Annotated in this window: 17 protein-coding genes; 10 read left to right on the top strand and 7 right to left on the bottom strand. The window is 75.2% G+C overall.

Features of this window, described 5'->3' with window-relative positions; genetic code table 11:
• Nucleotides 1–49: 49 nt before the first annotated feature.
• From ABD774_RS15310 to ABD774_RS15300, 3 genes are all read left to right on the top strand, one after another.
• On the top strand, nt 50–1,021 hold the full coding sequence (locus tag ABD774_RS15310; protein ID WP_345042946.1) for an NHL repeat-containing protein: 972 nt from the start codon (nt 50–52) through the stop codon (nt 1,019–1,021).
• Between the two features lie 93 nt (nt 1,022–1,114).
• The gene (locus ABD774_RS15305; protein ID WP_345042944.1) at nt 1,115–1,774 is read left to right on the top strand and encodes a VldE C-terminal domain-containing protein; all 660 of its coding nucleotides are present in this window, start codon (nt 1,115–1,117) and stop codon (nt 1,772–1,774) included.
• A gap of 49 nt (nt 1,775–1,823) precedes the next feature.
• Nucleotides 1,824–2,405 (top strand): phosphoribosyltransferase, encoded by a 582-nt coding sequence (locus ABD774_RS15300; protein WP_345042941.1) that lies wholly within the window; start codon nt 1,824–1,826, stop codon nt 2,403–2,405.
• Nucleotides 2,406–2,477: 72 nt separating this feature from the next.
• On the opposite strand, the gene ABD774_RS15295 is transcribed toward ABD774_RS15300, so the two are convergent.
• Nucleotides 2,478–2,804, bottom strand: coding sequence for an ArsR/SmtB family transcription factor (locus ABD774_RS15295; RefSeq protein ID WP_345042939.1), 327 nt, complete (start codon nt 2,802–2,804; stop codon nt 2,478–2,480).
• A gap of 16 nt (nt 2,805–2,820) precedes the next feature.
• Here ABD774_RS15295 and ABD774_RS15290 point away from each other — a divergent pair, with 16 nt between their 5' ends.
• Nucleotides 2,821–3,294, top strand: a complete 474-nt coding sequence (locus ABD774_RS15290; protein WP_345042936.1) for an SRPBCC domain-containing protein — start codon at nt 2,821–2,823, stop codon at nt 3,292–3,294.
• Nucleotides 3,295–3,337: 43 nt separating this feature from the next.
• On the opposite strand, the gene ABD774_RS15285 is transcribed toward ABD774_RS15290, so the two are convergent.
• Nucleotides 3,338–3,889 carry a low molecular weight protein-tyrosine-phosphatase gene (locus ABD774_RS15285; RefSeq protein ID WP_345042934.1) on the bottom strand — a complete coding sequence of 184 codons (552 nt, stop codon included), beginning with the start codon at nt 3,887–3,889 and terminating at the stop codon, nt 3,338–3,340.
• A gap of 352 nt (nt 3,890–4,241) precedes the next feature.
• Here ABD774_RS15285 and ABD774_RS15280 point away from each other — a divergent pair, with 352 nt between their 5' ends.
• Complete coding sequence (locus ABD774_RS15280) at nt 4,242–5,093, top strand: amino acid-binding protein (protein WP_345042932.1); 852 nt, start codon at nt 4,242–4,244, stop codon at nt 5,091–5,093.
• Between the two features lie 109 nt (nt 5,094–5,202).
• Here ABD774_RS15280 and ABD774_RS15275 read toward each other — a convergent pair whose 3' ends face one another.
• Nucleotides 5,203–6,267 (bottom strand): winged helix DNA-binding domain-containing protein, encoded by a 1,065-nt coding sequence (locus ABD774_RS15275; RefSeq protein WP_345042930.1) that lies wholly within the window; start codon nt 6,265–6,267, stop codon nt 5,203–5,205.
• Nucleotides 6,268–6,311: 44 nt separating this feature from the next.
• Here ABD774_RS15275 and ABD774_RS15270 point away from each other — a divergent pair, with 44 nt between their 5' ends.
• The 3 genes from ABD774_RS15270 to ABD774_RS15260 are packed head-to-tail and all read left to right on the top strand — an operon-like array spanning nt 6,312 to nt 9,754.
• Nucleotides 6,312–7,235: an LLM class F420-dependent oxidoreductase gene (locus ABD774_RS15270; RefSeq protein ID WP_345042927.1), complete on the top strand. Its 924-nt coding sequence runs from the start codon at nt 6,312–6,314 to the stop codon at nt 7,233–7,235.
• Between the two features lie 30 nt (nt 7,236–7,265).
• Nucleotides 7,266–8,159, top strand: a complete 894-nt coding sequence (locus ABD774_RS15265; protein ID WP_345042925.1) for an ABC transporter ATP-binding protein — start codon at nt 7,266–7,268, stop codon at nt 8,157–8,159.
• Nucleotides 8,156–9,754, top strand: coding sequence for an ABC transporter permease (locus ABD774_RS15260; RefSeq protein WP_345042922.1), 1,599 nt, complete (start codon nt 8,156–8,158; stop codon nt 9,752–9,754). Before ABD774_RS15265 ends, ABD774_RS15260 begins: the two co-directional genes overlap by 4 nt.
• 14 nt (nt 9,755–9,768) lie before the next feature.
• Here the strand turns inward: ABD774_RS15260 and ABD774_RS15255 are convergent, their stop codons facing one another.
• Nucleotides 9,769–10,368, bottom strand: coding sequence for a YdeI/OmpD-associated family protein (locus ABD774_RS15255; RefSeq protein WP_345042920.1), 600 nt, complete (start codon nt 10,366–10,368; stop codon nt 9,769–9,771).
• A gap of 140 nt (nt 10,369–10,508) precedes the next feature.
• Between ABD774_RS15255 and ABD774_RS15250 the strand changes: the two genes are divergently transcribed.
• Together ABD774_RS15250 and ABD774_RS15245 are read left to right on the top strand one after the other, a co-directional pair.
• Nucleotides 10,509–11,561 carry an LLM class F420-dependent oxidoreductase gene (locus ABD774_RS15250; RefSeq protein ID WP_345042918.1) on the top strand — a complete coding sequence of 351 codons (1,053 nt, stop codon included), beginning with the start codon at nt 10,509–10,511 and terminating at the stop codon, nt 11,559–11,561.
• Between the two features lie 72 nt (nt 11,562–11,633).
• Nucleotides 11,634–12,113: a GyrI-like domain-containing protein gene (locus ABD774_RS15245; RefSeq protein WP_345042916.1), complete on the top strand. Its 480-nt coding sequence runs from the start codon at nt 11,634–11,636 to the stop codon at nt 12,111–12,113.
• On the opposite strand, the gene ABD774_RS15240 is transcribed toward ABD774_RS15245, so the two are convergent.
• From ABD774_RS15240 to ABD774_RS15230, 3 genes are all read right to left on the bottom strand, one after another.
• Nucleotides 12,027–12,392, bottom strand: coding sequence for a hypothetical protein (locus tag ABD774_RS15240; RefSeq protein WP_345042913.1), 366 nt, complete (start codon nt 12,390–12,392; stop codon nt 12,027–12,029). The two genes, ABD774_RS15245 and ABD774_RS15240, sit on opposite strands and share 87 nt — an antisense overlap.
• Before the next feature lie 129 nt (nt 12,393–12,521).
• Nucleotides 12,522–14,165, bottom strand: a complete 1,644-nt coding sequence (locus tag ABD774_RS15235) for a LuxR C-terminal-related transcriptional regulator (RefSeq protein ID WP_345042911.1) — start codon at nt 14,163–14,165, stop codon at nt 12,522–12,524.
• 71 nt (nt 14,166–14,236) lie between these two features.
• On the bottom strand, nt 14,237–15,610 hold the full coding sequence (locus ABD774_RS15230) for an alpha/beta family hydrolase (protein WP_345042908.1): 1,374 nt from the start codon (nt 15,608–15,610) through the stop codon (nt 14,237–14,239).
• Between the last annotated feature and the right edge of the window lie 15 nt (nt 15,611–15,625).

Here is a 15,625-nt window from a genome sequence, read left to right as displayed (position 1 = left end):
GACCGGCCCGCGGGCCGGATCGGCGGTGATCGTGATGGTGCGACGCTGGATGGCTGCCCTGGGTGCGGCCCTGCTCCTCACCGTCGGCGCCGCGGTCGGTGCCACGGCCCACCCCGACGGCGACCACGGCTTCCCGGACCGGATCGACCTCCCCCGCGGTTTCCAGCCGGAGGGAATCGCCATCCGCGGCCACACCGCCTGGCTCGGCTCGCTGGCCGACGGCGACATCTACCAGGTCGACCTGCGCACCGGCGAGGGCGAGGTCGTCTTCCAGGGCGCGGGCCCGGGCACCACGTCCGTGGGGCTGAAGATCGACCGGCACGAGCGCCTGTTCGTCGCGGGCGGCTTCGCGGGCGACGCGCGCGTGGTCGACCCCGAGACCGGCGAGCTGCTCGCGTCCTACCGCCTGGCGAGCGCGCCGACGATCATCAACGACGTGGTGCTCACGCGGCACTCCGCGTGGTTCACCGACTCCAGCAGGGCAGTGCTGCACCGGCTGCGGCTGGGCCGCCACGGGAGCCTGCCGGACGCCGACGACGTCGAGCACCTGGCGCTGACCGGCGAGTGGCAGCAGATCCCCGGCCAGTACCCGGCCGGCATCAACGCCAACGGGATCGAGCGCACGCCCGACCACCGCGGGCTGCTCGTGGTGAACTCCGCCGCGGGCACCCTGTTCCGTGTCGACCCTCGTACGGGCGACGCCCGCGAGGTGGAGCTCACGGACCCCGACGACCTCAACGGCGACCCCGCCGACGACGGCGCGGTCAAGCTCGCCGGCGGTGACGGCCTGCTGCTGCGGGGCCGGAACCTCTACGTGGTCCTCAACCGCGGGGCCGTGTACGAGTTCGACCTGGACCGCGCCGGGCGCACCGGCACCCTGGACGAGGTCATCACCAGCGACGACTTCGCCGTACCGACGACGGCGGCGCGGCTCGGCCACTGGCTCTACATCCCCAACGCCCGGTTCGACGTCACGCCGACGCCGACCACCGAGTACTGGATCACCCGCGTCGACAGGTGACGCGGGCCGCCCGTGCCGAGCGGACGGCACGGCCGGCGCACGAGGGCACTCCGGGGAACGAGCGCCGCCGCCGTGACGTGTTTGAGTAGCGCCATGGGAGCGCGGCAGGCACGGACAGGGCGCACCCGCCGCACCGCCGCGCGCCGCCAGACGCTCCGGCAGCGGGTGCTCCGGCGGCGGGTGCTCGTCATGCGCGCCGTCGTGCTCACGCTGCTGGCCACGGGCGCCGTCGCGGCCGTGAACGCGGTCGTCGGCGGGCCGCCGCCGAAGGCGCTGGCCGCGAACGTCGGGCCGGTGGTCGAGCTGCCCGCGCCGCCGCAGGCGTGGACCGGCGGGCGGACCGGCTGCACGGTGCCCGACCCGAGCGGCACCGGCGGCTGCGTCACCGGCGCGACGGCCTGGCTGGTGGGCCAGCTCGGCCCCGCCGTCGGGACGGTGCCGGTGACCTGCTGGTCCGAGCACGCCTGGAACCCCTCCTCCGACCACCCCGCCGGGCGGGGCTGCGACCTCTTCTTCGGCGCCGCGGGCGAGTTCCCCGCCGGGGAGGACCTGGTGCGCGGGTGGACAGCGGCGCAGTGGCTGCGCGAGCACGCCGAGGCTCTCGACGTGGACTACGTGATCTGGCAGGGGCGGATCTGGGTGGCGGACCGGGCCGAGAAGGGTTGGGCGCCCTACACCGGCGGCGGGGTGTACGACCCGCAGGACGCCACGGGCGGGCACTACGACCACGTGCACGTCTCGCTGCACGGGTAGCCGGCCGCGGCGGAGGTGCCCGGCCCGCTGCGCGCCCTACGATGGCGCGATGAGCGAAGCCACTGCGTTCGACGACGGCGCCAGCACCTCCGACCTCGAGGATCGCGAGGTCCTGGGCTGGGCGGAGTTCGGCGAGGCCGCCCGCGATCTGGCGCGCGAGGTCGTGCGCTCGGGCTGGATGCCGGACCTGGTGGTCGCCGTCGCCCGGGGCGGTCTGGTCCCGGCCGGCGCCGTCGCCTACGCGCTCGGCACCAAGGCGATGGGCACGCTGAACGTCGAGTTCTACACCGGCGTCGCCGAGACGCTGCCCGAGCCCGTGGTCCTGCCCCCGCTCATGGACACCTCCGAGCTGCCCGGGCGCAAGGTGCTCGTGGTCGACGACGTCGCCGACTCCGGCAAGACCCTCGCCCTGGTGATGGACCTCATCCGGTCCAAGGGCCTGCCCGCCGATCTGGACCTCGACCTCGACCTCGACGACGACGCGACCGAGTCCCTCCACGTGGACGCCCGCTCCGCCGTCGTCTACGCCAAGCCGCGCTCGGTGATCGAGCCCGACTACGTCTGGCGGCGCACCGACCGCTGGATCATGTTCCCGTGGTCCTCGCAGCCCCCGGTGACCGAGGAGCCCTGACCCCGCTCGCCGGCGAAAGGTCACGCGCAGCGACGTCTCTCGCCACCCGCCACGTGGCACTGGCCGGCTCCCTCACCCGCCGTCGAGCTCGTCGAGCAGCTCGACGGCGGCGCGCGCGTACTCGCCGATCCAGCGGTCGTAGATGCGCTTGATCGGGACGGGCGCCAGCGAGAGGTGCCGCTCGCGCCCCACCTTCCGGCCCGTCACGAGCTCGGCGCGCTCCAGCACGCGCAGGTGCTGGAGCACCGTCGTGCGGTCGAGGTCGGGGAAGTGCTCGCAGAGCTCCCCCGTGGTGCGCGAACCTGCCTTGAGCACGTCCAGCATCCGGCGCCGGGTCGGAGAAGCCAGCGCCTTGAACACGCGGTCGTCGTCCGACCCGTTGACGGCCCCCGCTGACACGTTGTAAAACTATCACATGACCCAGAACGAGCTGGCGGAGCTCTCCTTCACCGTCTCCGGCCGCGTCTCGCGCCCGTGCGCCGAGGTCTACGAGGCCGTCGCGGATCCCGAGCAGCTCTCGAGGTACTTCACGACCGGCGGCGCCCGCGGCCGCCTCGAGCCCGGGAACGACGTCACCTGGGACTTCCACGACTACCCCGGTGCGTTCCCGGTCCGCGTGCTGGAGGCGGACCCGCCCCGGCGGATCGTCATCGAGTGGGACGGGGAGGCCACGAAGAACGACCGGGGCACCACCACGACGACGTTCGAGTTCGAGCCGCTCGACGGCGATACGCGCACCCTGGTGACCATCACGGAGTCGTCGTGGCGCCCCACGGCGGACGGCGCCAAGAACGCCTTCGGCAACTGCGAAGGCTGGACCGGCATGCTCGCCGCCATGAAGGCCTGGGTGGAGCACGGGATCAACCTGCGCGAGGGGTTTTACAAGTAGCGGCCGCGGCCCGCCGGGGCCGGCCGGTGCACCGCCGAGCTCGTCACGAGCCCTTGGCCGCCACCTGCTGCCCGAGCCGTTCGCGCAGGTGCGCCACCAGCCCGTCCGCACCGCGCTCGACGACGGCGAGGGTGTCGTAGAACCCGTCGTGCTCGCCGTACCAGGGGTCGGGCACGTCGAGGTCGTACTCCCCCGCGGTCGCCCTGTCGGGCGCGGTGTCGTCGAACTCGCGCCAGAGGCGCACCTCGGCGGTGCGCGGGTCGGCGTCCCGCTCCGCGCGCAGCCGCAGCGCGCGGGCGTGCTGCTTGGTCATCGCCAGGGCGAGGTCGTACTCCCCCAGCTCGTGCGCGGCCACCTGGTGCGCGCGGTGGTGCGGCACCGGGTAGCCGTGCTCGGCCAGGACGGCGCGGGCGCGGCGGTCGATGGGGTTGCCGTGCTCCTCGTCGCTGATGCCGGCGGAGGCCACCTCGACGGCGTCGGCCAGCCCGGCCGCGACCAGCCGCTCGCGCAGCACCACCTCTCCCATGGGCGAGCGGCAGATGTTGCCGGTGCACACGACGAGGACGCGGAAGGGCCGGTCGGCGGGGGCGGTCATGCCACCCATGGTGCCTGAAAAAGGTGGTGACACGGCCCGGGGGTCCGGCTTACCGTTGTCCGCACACGAGAAGGGAGGTGGTCCAGAGGTGAATATTCTTCGGACGCGTGAGGTGGCTACCCGCTAGCCCGTCTGTGGACGGACCTCAGGGTCCTCCCGCCGACGGGCGGCGAGAACCAGGTGGTCACCGGAGTCCGCGGGGCCGTGACATCGTCCATCACGGCACCCGGCCAAACGGCCGGGAACCCGCGGGCTCTTCCATGCCCGGCGACGGGCCGCGCGCGGCGCACGGTTTACGCAACGGTTTCGTCCCGGCAACGTGGTCGGAACGGTGCACCTTCACCCTTGGGCCATGTCGCACAACCATGCCGAGACCGCCGACCTGGCCTGCGAGGTCTGCGGACGTCTCCCGGAGCCGCGCAAGGGGCGGCTGACGATGGCCAGCATCATCGCCATGCTCCCCGTCGAGCTCGCCGTGCACGCCGCGGTGGTGTCGAGCCACCTGTCTCTCGTGGCGAAGGTGCTCGTCCTGACGGTCACCGCCACGACGCTCGTGATCTGGGTGGCGGAGCCGTCGGTGATGCGCGTCCTGCGACGCTGGCTGCACGCACCGATCCTGCGGGAGCGTCGCCGTCTCAGCTCCGCGGGGTCGCTGTGGCGCCTGCGCATGACCGTCGACGACACCCCGGGCGCGCTGGAGGCGGTCACGAAGCAGCTCGGCATGCTCGAGGGCAACATCCTCAGCGTGCAGGTCCAGCCGGGGAGCGACGGCGCGATCGACGAGTTCGTCGTCGACGTCCCCGAGCGGATCACCGCCCGGGACCTCGTCGAGGCGGCGGAGGACGGCGGCGGGCGCGACCCGCAGGTCTGGCCGACGACGGCGCTCGCCCTGATGGACGGCCCCACGAAGGCGCTCTCTGCCGCCGTGCGGGTCGCCAGCGCGCCGGAGGACCTCCCCGAGGCCGTCGCCGACCTCCTCGGCGCCGAGGTGGCCGACGGCGGGCCGGGGGCGCCGACGTCGTACCTCTCGGGGGACACCACGAGGCTGAAGATCCACTCCCGCTGGCGCGGCGCGGTGGTGCTCGCCCGGCCCGGGCAGCCGTTCACCTCTGCGGAGTCCGCGCGGGCGCACCGGCTGGCCGAGCTCGCCGAGGTCGTCGAGGGCGCAGTCAGCGTGCGGCCAGGTCCCGAACGGGCCGGGTGATCGGACGACCGCCCCGTGTGCGCCCACCCAGCGGCTGGACTCAGCGCCCATCCGCAACGCCCGGCGCGACGCAGCCTGACCCGCACCGGGCGTCTGCGCGACGCCGTCGTCAGCCGGCCGGGACCGGCCGGGCGTTCTCCACCGCGGTCTCGACGGCGGGGGTGAACGCCGTGAACGGCTCGGCCTCGATCCGCCTGGCGGCGCCGCTGCCCGCCCGCCGCCAGGTGCCCACCGCGCGCCCGGCGGCCACCACGACCGGACGGAACATCCCGTTGCCGCCGGGCACGATCCTCTCCGCGTGCTCCGGCGGCAGCGTGGGCGAGCGGTCCTGGTAGCCGAGGATGATCTCGTCGAAGGCGGGCAGGAGGTAGACGCCGCGGGCGTCGGCCCGGTGCTCGGCCAGCAGGTCCGGCGTGGCCGGGTCGAGAAGGTGCTCCGTGCCATCCACGTCGATGCTGGCCAGGTGCGGACGGGCCAGCGCCAGCCCGGCCCTCGCGTCGGCGACGGTGAGCTTGGTCCACCACACGAAGTCCCGCAGGGTGGCCGGCCCGTGGCCGCGGAAGTAGCGCAGCGCCCACTCCCCCAGCGCCTCCTCCCGCCCGAGTCGGCGCGGGGCGGGCACCCACTCCTCAAGCAGGACGATGCGCTGCTCGCCGTCGACGTACGGGCCGAGGCAGAGGAAGCCGCGCTGGGCCAGGTTCCATAGCAGGTGGTAGCCGCGCTGCGCGACGCCGAGCAGGTCGGCGTCCTCCCACAGTCCCATCAGCTCGCCGCGGGAGAGGGAGCGCCCGCCCGTCAGGGCGTCGACGGCGAGCTCCAGCGCCCGGTCGAGCATCGGGTCGTCGATGCCGAGCTGGCGGCGGCGCCGCGCGGCGCCGGTGATGAGCCGCTCGGTGGTCAGGTCGAGCATCCACCGCAGGTCCTCCGCCGGGACGAGGTGGAGGGTGCCGCGCATCGGCCACGACCGCACGACCTCGCCGCGCTCGAGCGCGCCGACGATCCCGGCGTCGTCGTCGCCGCTGGTCCGGAGCGTGACCGCGGCGAGCGCGGCGGGCAGGTCCTGCGCCTGCATCGCGCACAGGTGGCGCACCGTCTCGGTGGCGGTCGGGGACGGCGGCCCCGCGACCCGCTGGGCCACGAGCCGGAGCAGGGCGACGTCCTTGACGGCGGTCATGGCTGAAGAGCGTAGGCACCTCGGGCCCTGGCAGGGTAGGACGCATGGACCTCCGTATCTTCACCGAACCGCAGCAGGGCGCCTCCTACGACCAGCAGCTCGCGATGGCCCAACGCGCCGAGCAGCTGGGCTTCGACGCCTTCTTCCGCTCCGACCACTTCCTGCGCATGGGCGACGGCGACGCGCTCCCCGGCCCGACCGACGCCTGGACCACCCTCGCCGGCCTCGCCCGGGAGACCTCGCGCATCCGGCTGGGGACGCTGGTGTCCTCGGCCACCTTCCGCCACCCGGGCATCCTGGCCGTGCAGGTGGCGCAGGTGGACGCGATGTCGGGCGGGCGCGTCGAGCTCGGCCTGGGCACCGGCTGGTTCGCGGAGGAGCACGCCGCGCTGGGCGTGCCCTTCCCGGAGAAGCGGTTCCGGATGCTGGAGGAGCAGCTGGAGATCGTCACCGGCCTGTGGGCCACCCCTGCGGGCCAGACCTACAGCTTTGACGGCCGCCACTACCAGCTCACCGACAACCTCGGCCTGCCCAAGCCGGTGCAGCCGACCGTGCCGATCGTCGTCGGCGGGAACGGCCCGCGCCGCACCCCGCGCCTGGCCGCCCGGTTCGCGTCCGAGTACAACCAGTCGTTCCCGGAGAAGGACGAGATCGCGCCGCAGATCGCCCGCGTCCGCGCCGCCTGCGAGGAGGCCGGCCGGAACCCCGACGAGCTCACGTACTCGGTCGCGTTCGTCGCCTGCGTCGGCTCCGACGAGACCGAGGTGCAGCGCCGGGCCGACGCGATCGGGCGCGAGCCCGCGGAACTGCGCGAGCACGGCCTCGCCGGCTCCCCGGCCGAGGTCCTCGACGGCCTGGGGGCCCTCGCCGAGATCGGCGTGACGCGCGTGTACCTCCAGTGCCTCGACCTCACCGACCTCGAGCACCTCGACCTCATCGCCGACACGGTGATGGCGAAGGTCGGGTAGCGGCGGTGCGCCGGGAGTAGCGTCGGCGCCATGAGCGCGGTCGCCATGCGGGACGTGGTCAAGCGGTTCGGCACCACCGTCGCGCTCGACGGCCTGGACCTGGACGTCGCCGAGGGCGAGGTGCACGGCGTCCTCGGCCCGAACGGCGCCGGCAAGTCCACCGCCATCCGGGTGCTGCTCGGGCTCCTGCGCGCCGACGCCGGCTCGGTCCGGCTGCTCGGGGGCGACCCCTGGTCGCAGGCGCCGGAGCTGCACCGTCGGCTGGCGTACGTGCCGGGCGACGTCGCGCTGTGGCCGAACCTCACCGGGGGCGAGGTGATCGACCTGCTGGGCCGGCTGCGCGGCGGGCTGGACCCGGCGCGCCGCGAGGAGCTGATCGCCCGTTTCGAGCTGGACCCACGCAAGCGCGGAGCCGCCTACTCCAAGGGCAACCGGCAGAAGGTGGCGCTCGTGGCGGCGCTGGCCTCCGACGTCGAGCTCCTGCTCCTCGACGAGCCCACCGCCGGTCTGGACCCGCTCATGGACGCCCAGTTCCGTCAGGTGATCCGGGAGCGGCGGGACGGCTGCACCGTGCTTCTGAGCAGCCACATCCTCTCCGAGGTGGAGCACCTGTGCGACCGGGTCAGCATCATCCGGGCCGGCCGGGTGGTGGAGAGCGGGACGCTGACGCAGCTGCGCCACCTCACCCGCACCCAGGTGGTCGCGGAGCTGCCGGGCGCCGTGCCGGAGGAGCTGACGCACCTCCCCGGCGTGCACGACGTCGTCGTCGACGGCCGCCGCTTCGCGTGCCAGGTCGACGACGTCGCGCTGGCCGGGCTGGTCTCCCGGCTCGGGGCGCTCGGGGTGGGGAGCCTCTCCACGAGCCCGCCGACGCTGGAGGAGCTGTTCCTGCGCCACTACCAGGACGCGCCGGCGACGCGATGACCGGCCTCGGCTCGCTCGTGCGGCTCGCGGTCCGGCGCAACCGCTGGTTCCTGGCGGTGTGGCTGCTGGGGCTGTTCGTGGTCGTGCCCGCCACGGCCGCGGCGTACGAGCAGGTGATCCCCGACCCGGCGCAGGCCGGCTTCATCATCGAGGGGCTGTCCAACAACCCGACGATGCGGGCGATGCTCGGCCCGCCGTTCTCGCTCGTCGAGCCCGGCGGGTTCACCGTGTGGCGGGTCGGCACCTTCGTGGCCACCGTCGCCGGCGTGATGGCGGTCCTCGGGACGATCCGGCTCACCCGCGCCGACGAGGAGGAGGGCCGCACGGAGCTGGTCCGCTCCGGCGTCGTCGGACGGCACGCCCCGCTGGCCGCCGCGGTCCTCGTCACGCTCGCGGCGTGCGTCCTCCTCGGGCTGCTGGTCGCCGCGGGGATGGTGGGCGTGGGCACCGACCCGACCGGGTCCGTCGCGTTCGGGCTGGGGATGGCGCTGACCGCGGCGGTGTTCGTCGGGGTCGGCGCGCTGGCCGCGCAGCTGACCGCATCGGCCCGCGCGGCGCGGGGGATCGCCCTGGCCGTGCTCGGCGCGGCGTACCTGCTCCGGGCGGTCGCCGACGGCGTCGCCGAGGACAGCCCGCTGCGCCGCCTGCAGTGGCTCTCGCCCGTGGAGTGGATGGCACTGGCCCGGCCGTACGCCGGCGAGCGGTGGTGGGTCCTCCTCCTCCCGGCGGCCCTGACCGCGGTGCTGGTGGCCCTGGCCGTGCGGCTGGAGGCGCGCCGCGACCACGGCTCCGGGCTCTGGCCCGCCCGGCTGGGGCCGCCGCGCGCCACCCCCCTGCTGTCCTCCCCGGCGGGCCTGGCGTGGCGGCTGCAACGGGGCACCGTTCTCGGCTGGACGGTCGGGCTGGTGATCTTCTCGGCGGCCATCGGCTCGCTGACCCCCAGCTTCGCCACGATGTTCCGCGACGTCCCGCGCCTGGAGATCGTCCTGCGGCGGATGGGCGCCGGCGCCGAGCAGCTCACCGAGGGCTTCTACGTGGCCATGCTGAGCATCGTGGTGCTGGTGGTCGCGGCGCACGGGCTGCAGCTGCTGGGCCGCCTGCACCAGGAGGAGACCGCCGGACGGGCGGAGGTGGTGCTCTCGACCGCCGTGCGCCGCACCGGCCTCGCGGCGTCCCACCTGGTGCTCGCCCTGGTGGTCCCCACCGTGCTGCTGCTGGGAAGCGGGGCCCTGCTGGCGGCGCCCCAGGCGGCCACCGATGGCACGTGGGGCCCGGTGGCCGACGTCGTCGCCGGCGCCGCGGCCCTGGCCCCGGGCGTGTGGCTGGTGGTCGGGCTGGGCGTGCTGCTCCACGGCTGGCTGCCGCACGCCGGCTGGGTGGCCTGGCTGGTGGTCGGCTGGTCCCTCGTCGTCACCTGGATCGGCGCCCTGCTGAACCTGCCGGGGTGGCTGCTCGAGCTGACGCCCTTCGCCCAGCTCCCCCAGCTGCCGGTCGAGACCATGCGCTGGGCGCCGGTGCTGGTCACCACGGCGATCGCGGCGGGGCTGCTCGTGCTCGGCCTGGTGGGCTACCGGCGGCGCGACCTGAACGTCTGACGCGCCTCGCGTCGTCAGGCGGGCGGGTCCTCCAGCCGCCGCTTCTGGGGGTAGGGGGACTCGCCGCGGGCGAGCGTCTCGACGAACCCGGCGATGCGGCGCGCCCGCGTCTCGGGCCGCTTCGCCTCGGTGACGCGGTAGATGACGGCGAAGCGGTTCGACCTCGTCAGGAGGTCGAACATCGCCCGGGCCCGCGGCTCGGCATTCAGCGCCGCGAGCAGGTCCGCGGGCGGCTCGGCGTCCGCCTGCCCGACGTACGCCCGGTCCCAGCGGCCGTCCGCCTGGGCGGCGCGGACGGCGGCACGCCCCGCCTCCGTCATCCGGCCCTCCGCCTCGAGCTGGGCCACCCGCCTGACGTTGCTGGCCGACCACGGACTCCGTGGACGCCGCGGGGTGAGCCGCTGGGCGAACGTGCCCTCGTCGCGCCGCCGGGTCTGGCCGTCGATCCAGCCGAAGCACAGGGCCTCGAGCACCGCCGCCTCGTAGGTCAGCGCCGTCGTCGCCCCGCCCTTCTTCCCGATCACCAGCCACACCCCGTCGCTGGAGTCGTGGTGCTCCTCGAGCCAGGCGCGCCAGGCCGCGGCGTCGGGCAGGAGCAGCTCCTCCTGGGTCATGCCCCTCCCCTCCCTCCTCCTCGCGGGCCCGGTGTGACCTGTGGGGCGCCCGCCCGGTGAGACGTGTCGGGCAAGTGTGGCGGGAGCGGGGCGCGCCGCCAAGGGAATTGCCCCCTCCGCCGTCGGGCATGATGCTCGCCATGGACGACGACGCCACGCCCCTCCGCCTCGGCTTCTCCACGGGCTACTGGTCCGCCGGGCCGCCGGCCGGGGCGGCGGAGGCGGTCGCCGCCGCGGACCGGCTCGGCCTCGACTCCGTCTGGACCGCCGAGGCCTACGGGTCGGACGCCTTCACCCCGCTCGCCTGGTGGGGCGCGGGCACCCGCACCGTCCGGCTCGGCACCGGGATCGCGCAGATGGCGGCGCGCACCCCGACCGCCGCCGCGATGGCCGCCATGACCCTCGACCACCTCTCGGGCGGGCGGTTCGTCCTCGGGCTCGGCGCCTCCGGGCCGCAGGTGGTGGAGGGCTGGTACGGCCAGCCGTACCCGCGCCCGCTGGAGCGCACCCGCGAGTACGTCGACATCGTCCGCCAGGTCCTGCGCCGCGAGGAGCCCGTCCGGCTCGACGGCGCGCACTACCAGCTGCCCCTGCGCGGCGGCACCGGCCAGGGCAAGGCCCTGCGCTCGACGGTGCACCCGCTGCGGGCGGACCTGCCGATCCACCTGGCGGCGCAGGGGCCGAGGAACACCGCGCTGGCCGCGGAGATCGCCGACGGCTGGCTGCCCTTCCTCTTCTCCCCGCGCCTGTCCGCCACCTACGCCGATCACCTCGCGGCCGGGTTCGCGCGCCGGGCGCCGGAGCGGTCGCCGTCGTCGCGTTTCGAGGTCAGCGCGGCGGTGCCGGTGGCGCTCGGGCCCGACGTCGAGCAGGCCGCCGACGCCCTGCGCCCCCACTTCGCGCTCTACGTCGGAGGCATGGGCTCGGGCTCGGCGAACTACCACCGCGAGGCGGTCGAGCGTCTCGGCCACGAGGCGGCGTGCGCGGAGATCGCCCGTCGGTGGGCCGACGGCGACCGGGCCGGTGCCGCGGCGGCCGTCCCCACCGGGCTGGTGCTCGACGTCGCCCTCGCCGGCAACCCGGCGCAGCTGCGCGAGCAGCTCGCCGCGTGGGAGGCGAGCGTGGTGACCACGCTGATCATCCAGACGGACCCGCGGGTCCTGCCCCAGGTGGTCGCGGCGCTGCGTCCCTGACGCCGGGACCATCCGCCCTGGACCGCGGGCCGCGGGCACGGCACCATCGGGTCAAGGACGAAGGAGATGATCATGGGCGACATCCACCTCATCGAGCTCCAGGAGCAGTCCGTGGCGGGCGTGCGCCAGCGGATCCGCATGGACGAGATCACCACCATCTTCGACACGCGCTTCACGGAGGTGCTCCAGGCGCTGCGGTCGGCGGGGGTCGCCCCCGCGGGCGCGCCGTACGCGCGCTACCGCGGCGGGGTCGGCGAGACCGTCGACGTCGAGGTCGGCTTCCCGGTCACGCAGCCGTTCGACGGGTCCGGCGACGTCGTGGGCGAGACCCTGCCGGCCGTGCGGGCCGTCGAGGCCGTCCACGAGGGCGCGTACGACTCGCTCCGGCAGACCTACGAGGCCGTCGAACGGTGGATGGGCGAGCACGACCTCAAGCCGTTGGACCAGTCCTGGGAGATCTACGAGTCAGGCCCGGAGTCCGACCCGGACCCCGCCACCTGGCGCACCCGCGTGATCTTCCCGGTCACCGGGCCGCAGGTGGAGAGCCGGTAGCCGCCTCGGAGCACCCGGCGCGCCGCTACGGTACCTCAGGCACCACAGCAGCATGAGGGCCGAGCTGACCAGGTAGAGGCCGTGCAGCACCCACACCGGCCCGGCCGGCAGGGTCAGGACGTACAGGGTGTGGACGACGTTGCCCAGATTGATCAGCGCGATGTTGCCCAGGCTGTAGGACCCGAGGTCCTTCGTCCGTGCCGCCTTGAGGACCATCGGCAGCATGCTCGCCGCGAAGATCGCGGTGGAGACCGAGCCGGCGACGAGCGGGACGTCCATGAGCGGGACGCTAGGCGCCGCGGCACGCCGCCCACATCGGCCGATCGGTCCACCGCGGTCCGGCCCGCATGAGTAGTAGCACCCACGACCGCCGGCGCGCGCCCGGCCTGCGACGCGTGGGCGGCCGGCTCAGACGAGGTGTCGCTCGTAGGCGTAGGCGGTGGCCGCGGCCCGGGACGGCACGTCCAGCTTCGTGAAGATGTTGCTCAGGTGCCGGGCGACGGTCTTCTCGCTGAGATGCAGCTCGCGTGCGATCGCACGGTTGGTCCGCCCGGTCGCGACCAGCCGGAGCACCTCGACCTCGCGCGCCGTGAGCCCGCCGGCCGCGCTGCCGGCCGCCGCCTGCGGGCCGCCGGGCCTCTCGGCCCGAGCCAGGTCGGGCCGGGCGCCGAGCCGTGCCAGCACGGTCCGGGCCGCCTCCAGGTCCAGGCCGGCCGCCTCCTCGTCACCCGCGGCCCGTCGGGCGCGCGCGAGCAGCAGGCGCGTCGTCGCCTCCTCGTACGGCGCCCGCACGTCCCGCCAGAGGCCGACGGCGCGGCGGAGCTCGGCCGCCGCGGCCGCGGGCTCGCCCCGTCCCAGCAGCACGGCGCCGCGCGCCCGTGCCGCGAGCGCGGCCAGCCAGGGTGGGCTCGCGCCGTCCGCCGCGTGCCGGCCGAGCTCCGCGGCCGCCCGGTCCGCGGCGTCGACGTCGCGGGCCTCGAGGAACACCTCGACGCAGGCCGGCAGCAGCAGGCACCGGGCGAGCGGGTCCGCCGCCTCCTCCAGCGCCCGGCGCAGCGCGGCGGCGGCCGTCCCGGCGTCCCCCTCGGCCAGGTGCAGGAGCGCCAGGCCGGGCTGTGGGTCCTGCCCGTGCTCGTGGGCCCGGCGGTAGGACTCCCGCGCCTCGTCGAGATCACCGCACAGCCGCCGCAGCTCAGCGAGCTGGTAGAACGCCATGCCCAGGGCAGGCTGCTCCTCGGGCTCGGTGAGCCGCCGCACCGCCCGATCCGCCTCGGCGCGCGCCCCTGGCCAGTCCCCCTGGTGCTGCAGCACCCGTGACCGGTGGACGAGGCACTCTCCGCGGAAGGGCACCAGGTCGGGCTGCCGGTCGCACCAGCGGCTCAGGGCCGCCGTCCACTCCTCCGCCCGCCGCAGGTCGAACCGCGCCTGGCACACCCAGATGACGGTGCAGTAGGTGATCCCCGTCGGGATGTCCGAGACCTCCCCGCCGGTCACCGCGAGCATCACCTCGTCGAGCGCGGCAACCCCCTCGGCCGCCCGTCCCAGCAGGACCAGGGCCTGCCCCCGGCCCATCAGGCCGAGCGCCGCCAGGTCCGCCTCGTGCTCGAGCTCGCCGGTCGTGTGGGCCGCGGTGAACCCCTCCAGCGCCTCCTCCGCCCGCCCGGCGTACAGCGCTCCGAGAGCGCCGGCCACCCGGAGGTATCCCGCCAGGACGCCCTCGCCGGACGCGGGCACGAGCCGCTGCAGCCGCCCGAACCAGCCGCTCCCCTCGGCGTGGTGGCCGCGGTAGACGAAGTTCATCCCCGCCCAGAACGCGCATCTGCCCGCGTCCTCCGGCAGGCCGGCGTCGCGGAACGCCCGGTAGGCCTCCCCCAGGTACCGACATCCCTCGTCGTCGCCGCCGAGCGCCCAGGCGGCGATGCCGAGGTCGCGCAGCCCCCGGCCGGTCAGGGCCCCCGCGCCCTCGGCGGCCGAGAGATCCTTGTAGGCGGCGGACCAGTCCTGACGCACGACGGCGGCACGTCCCCGGTCGGCGAGCTGCTCGACGCCCATCCCCGCTCCTCGCGGCGGCCTGCGTCCGGACGCCGGGATGCCCATCCGTCCGGGCGCCGGAACGGTCGCCCTCAGGTTACGCCGGTCGTCCGCCCGAGCCACCGGTCCAGGGCCGCGACGGTCAGCCGGATCACCTCGTCCAGGGTCCCGGGCTCCTCGAACAGGTGCGTCGCACCGGGGACGACGGCGATCTCCACCGGGCCGCCCAGCGCGGCGGCCGCCTGCCGGTTGAGCTCGAGCACCTGGCGGTCCTCTCCACCGACCACCAGCAGCACGGGCACCCGGACGCGGCCGAGCGCCTCGCCGGCCAGATCCGGCCGCCCGCCGCGGGAGACGACGCCGACGACGGCCGGGCGCTCCGCTGCCGCGATCAGCGCCGCCGCCGCGCCGGTGCTCGCCCCGAAGGTGACGACGGGCAGGTCGCCGCCGTGCCGCGCCGTCCACCAGTCCACCGCCGCGGCCAGGCGCGTGGCCAGCAGCCCGATGTCGAACCGGAGCTCCCGGGTGCGCAGGTCGACCTGTTCCTCCTCCTGCGTCAGCAGGTCCATCAGCAGCGTCGCGTGACCGGCGCCGCGCAGCGCCTCCGCGACGTAGCGGTTGCGGGGGCTGCGGCGCCCGCTGCCCGAGCCGTGGGCGAAGACCACGACGGAGCGCGCGTGCGCGGGGACGGCGAGGTCGGCGTCGAGCGCGGCCGCGCCCACCGGGATCCGGACCGCCTCCTCGTGGGTGCCGCCGCCCGCCTCCCCCCGGGCGCGGCCGCCCGCATCCTCGCGGGCACCGCCCCCGTCCGCCGGACGCCCGACGGCCAGGGCGTCCCGCACCTCGGCGTCCGAGGTCTGGGAGAAGTCGTAGTACCCCTGCCCGACCCCGTAGAACGGCTCGGGCGCCCAGGCGCAGACCACCTCGTCCGCCTCCCGGGCGACCAGCGCGCAACTGGACGCCGACCCGACCGGCACCCCGACCACCAGCCGTGCCGGCTCCTCGCGGCGGAGCGCGGCGATGGCGGCACGCACCGAGGAACCGGTGGCGAGCCCGTCGTCGACGATCAGGGCGGTCCTGCCGCGCACCTGCAGCCGCGGGCGGTCACCGCGGTAGAGCTTCTCGCGGCGGTGGAGCTCGGCCGTCTCGGCGGTGAGGACCCGGTGGAAGGCCTCCTCGCCGACACCGGTGTGCGCGAGGACGGTCTCGTTGCGCACCACCACGATGGACTCCCCGACCCCGGTGATCGCACCCATGGCGAGCTCCGGCTGCCCGGGCACGCCGAGCTTGCGCACCACCACCACGTCGAGCGGCGCCCCGAGCGCCCGGGCGACGATCGCGGCCACGGGGACGCCGCCGCGGGGCAACCCGAGCACGACGACGTCGTCCCGCCCGGCGTAGTCCCCCAGCAGGTCCGCGAGCACCCACCCCGCCTCACGGCGGTCCGCGTACGGCTCTCGGGTCATGGCTCCGTCCCCTCC

The sequence above is a fragment of the Georgenia daeguensis genome, from assembly GCF_039537705.1.
Taxonomy (GTDB): domain Bacteria; phylum Actinomycetota; class Actinomycetes; order Actinomycetales; family Actinomycetaceae; genus Georgenia; species Georgenia daeguensis.
Note: the sequence above shows the minus strand (reverse complement) of the source record. Positions and strands in the feature narration are given on the sequence as shown.

What these genes read in the sequence shown, in the direction of transcription:
- ABD774_RS15310 (WP_345042946.1), top strand. Translation starts at nt 50, where the DNA reads ATGGCTGCCCTGGGTGCGGCCCTGCTCCTCACCGTCGGCGCCGCGGTC.
- ABD774_RS15305 (WP_345042944.1), top strand. Translation starts at nt 1,115, where the DNA reads ATGGGAGCGCGGCAGGCACGGACAGGGCGCACCCGCCGCACCGCCGCG.
- ABD774_RS15300 (WP_345042941.1), top strand. Translation starts at nt 1,824, where the DNA reads ATGAGCGAAGCCACTGCGTTCGACGACGGCGCCAGCACCTCCGACCTC.
- ABD774_RS15290 (WP_345042936.1), top strand. Translation starts at nt 2,821, where the DNA reads ATGACCCAGAACGAGCTGGCGGAGCTCTCCTTCACCGTCTCCGGCCGC.
- ABD774_RS15285 (WP_345042934.1), bottom strand. Translation starts at nt 3,889, where the DNA reads ATGACCGCCCCCGCCGACCGGCCCTTCCGCGTCCTCGTCGTGTGCACC.
- ABD774_RS15280 (WP_345042932.1), top strand. Translation starts at nt 4,242, where the DNA reads ATGTCGCACAACCATGCCGAGACCGCCGACCTGGCCTGCGAGGTCTGC.
- ABD774_RS15275 (WP_345042930.1), bottom strand. Translation starts at nt 6,267, where the DNA reads ATGACCGCCGTCAAGGACGTCGCCCTGCTCCGGCTCGTGGCCCAGCGG.
- ABD774_RS15270 (WP_345042927.1), top strand. Translation starts at nt 6,312, where the DNA reads ATGGACCTCCGTATCTTCACCGAACCGCAGCAGGGCGCCTCCTACGAC.
- ABD774_RS15265 (WP_345042925.1), top strand. Translation starts at nt 7,266, where the DNA reads ATGAGCGCGGTCGCCATGCGGGACGTGGTCAAGCGGTTCGGCACCACC.
- ABD774_RS15260 (WP_345042922.1), top strand. Translation starts at nt 8,156, where the DNA reads ATGACCGGCCTCGGCTCGCTCGTGCGGCTCGCGGTCCGGCGCAACCGC.
- ABD774_RS15255 (WP_345042920.1), bottom strand. Translation starts at nt 10,368, where the DNA reads ATGACCCAGGAGGAGCTGCTCCTGCCCGACGCCGCGGCCTGGCGCGCC.
- ABD774_RS15250 (WP_345042918.1), top strand. Translation starts at nt 10,509, where the DNA reads ATGGACGACGACGCCACGCCCCTCCGCCTCGGCTTCTCCACGGGCTAC.
- ABD774_RS15245 (WP_345042916.1), top strand. Translation starts at nt 11,634, where the DNA reads ATGGGCGACATCCACCTCATCGAGCTCCAGGAGCAGTCCGTGGCGGGC.
- ABD774_RS15240 (WP_345042913.1), bottom strand. Translation starts at nt 12,392, where the DNA reads ATGGACGTCCCGCTCGTCGCCGGCTCGGTCTCCACCGCGATCTTCGCG.
- ABD774_RS15235 (WP_345042911.1), bottom strand. Translation starts at nt 14,165, where the DNA reads ATGGGCGTCGAGCAGCTCGCCGACCGGGGACGTGCCGCCGTCGTGCGT.
- ABD774_RS15230 (WP_345042908.1), bottom strand. Translation starts at nt 15,610, where the DNA reads ATGACCCGAGAGCCGTACGCGGACCGCCGTGAGGCGGGGTGGGTGCTC.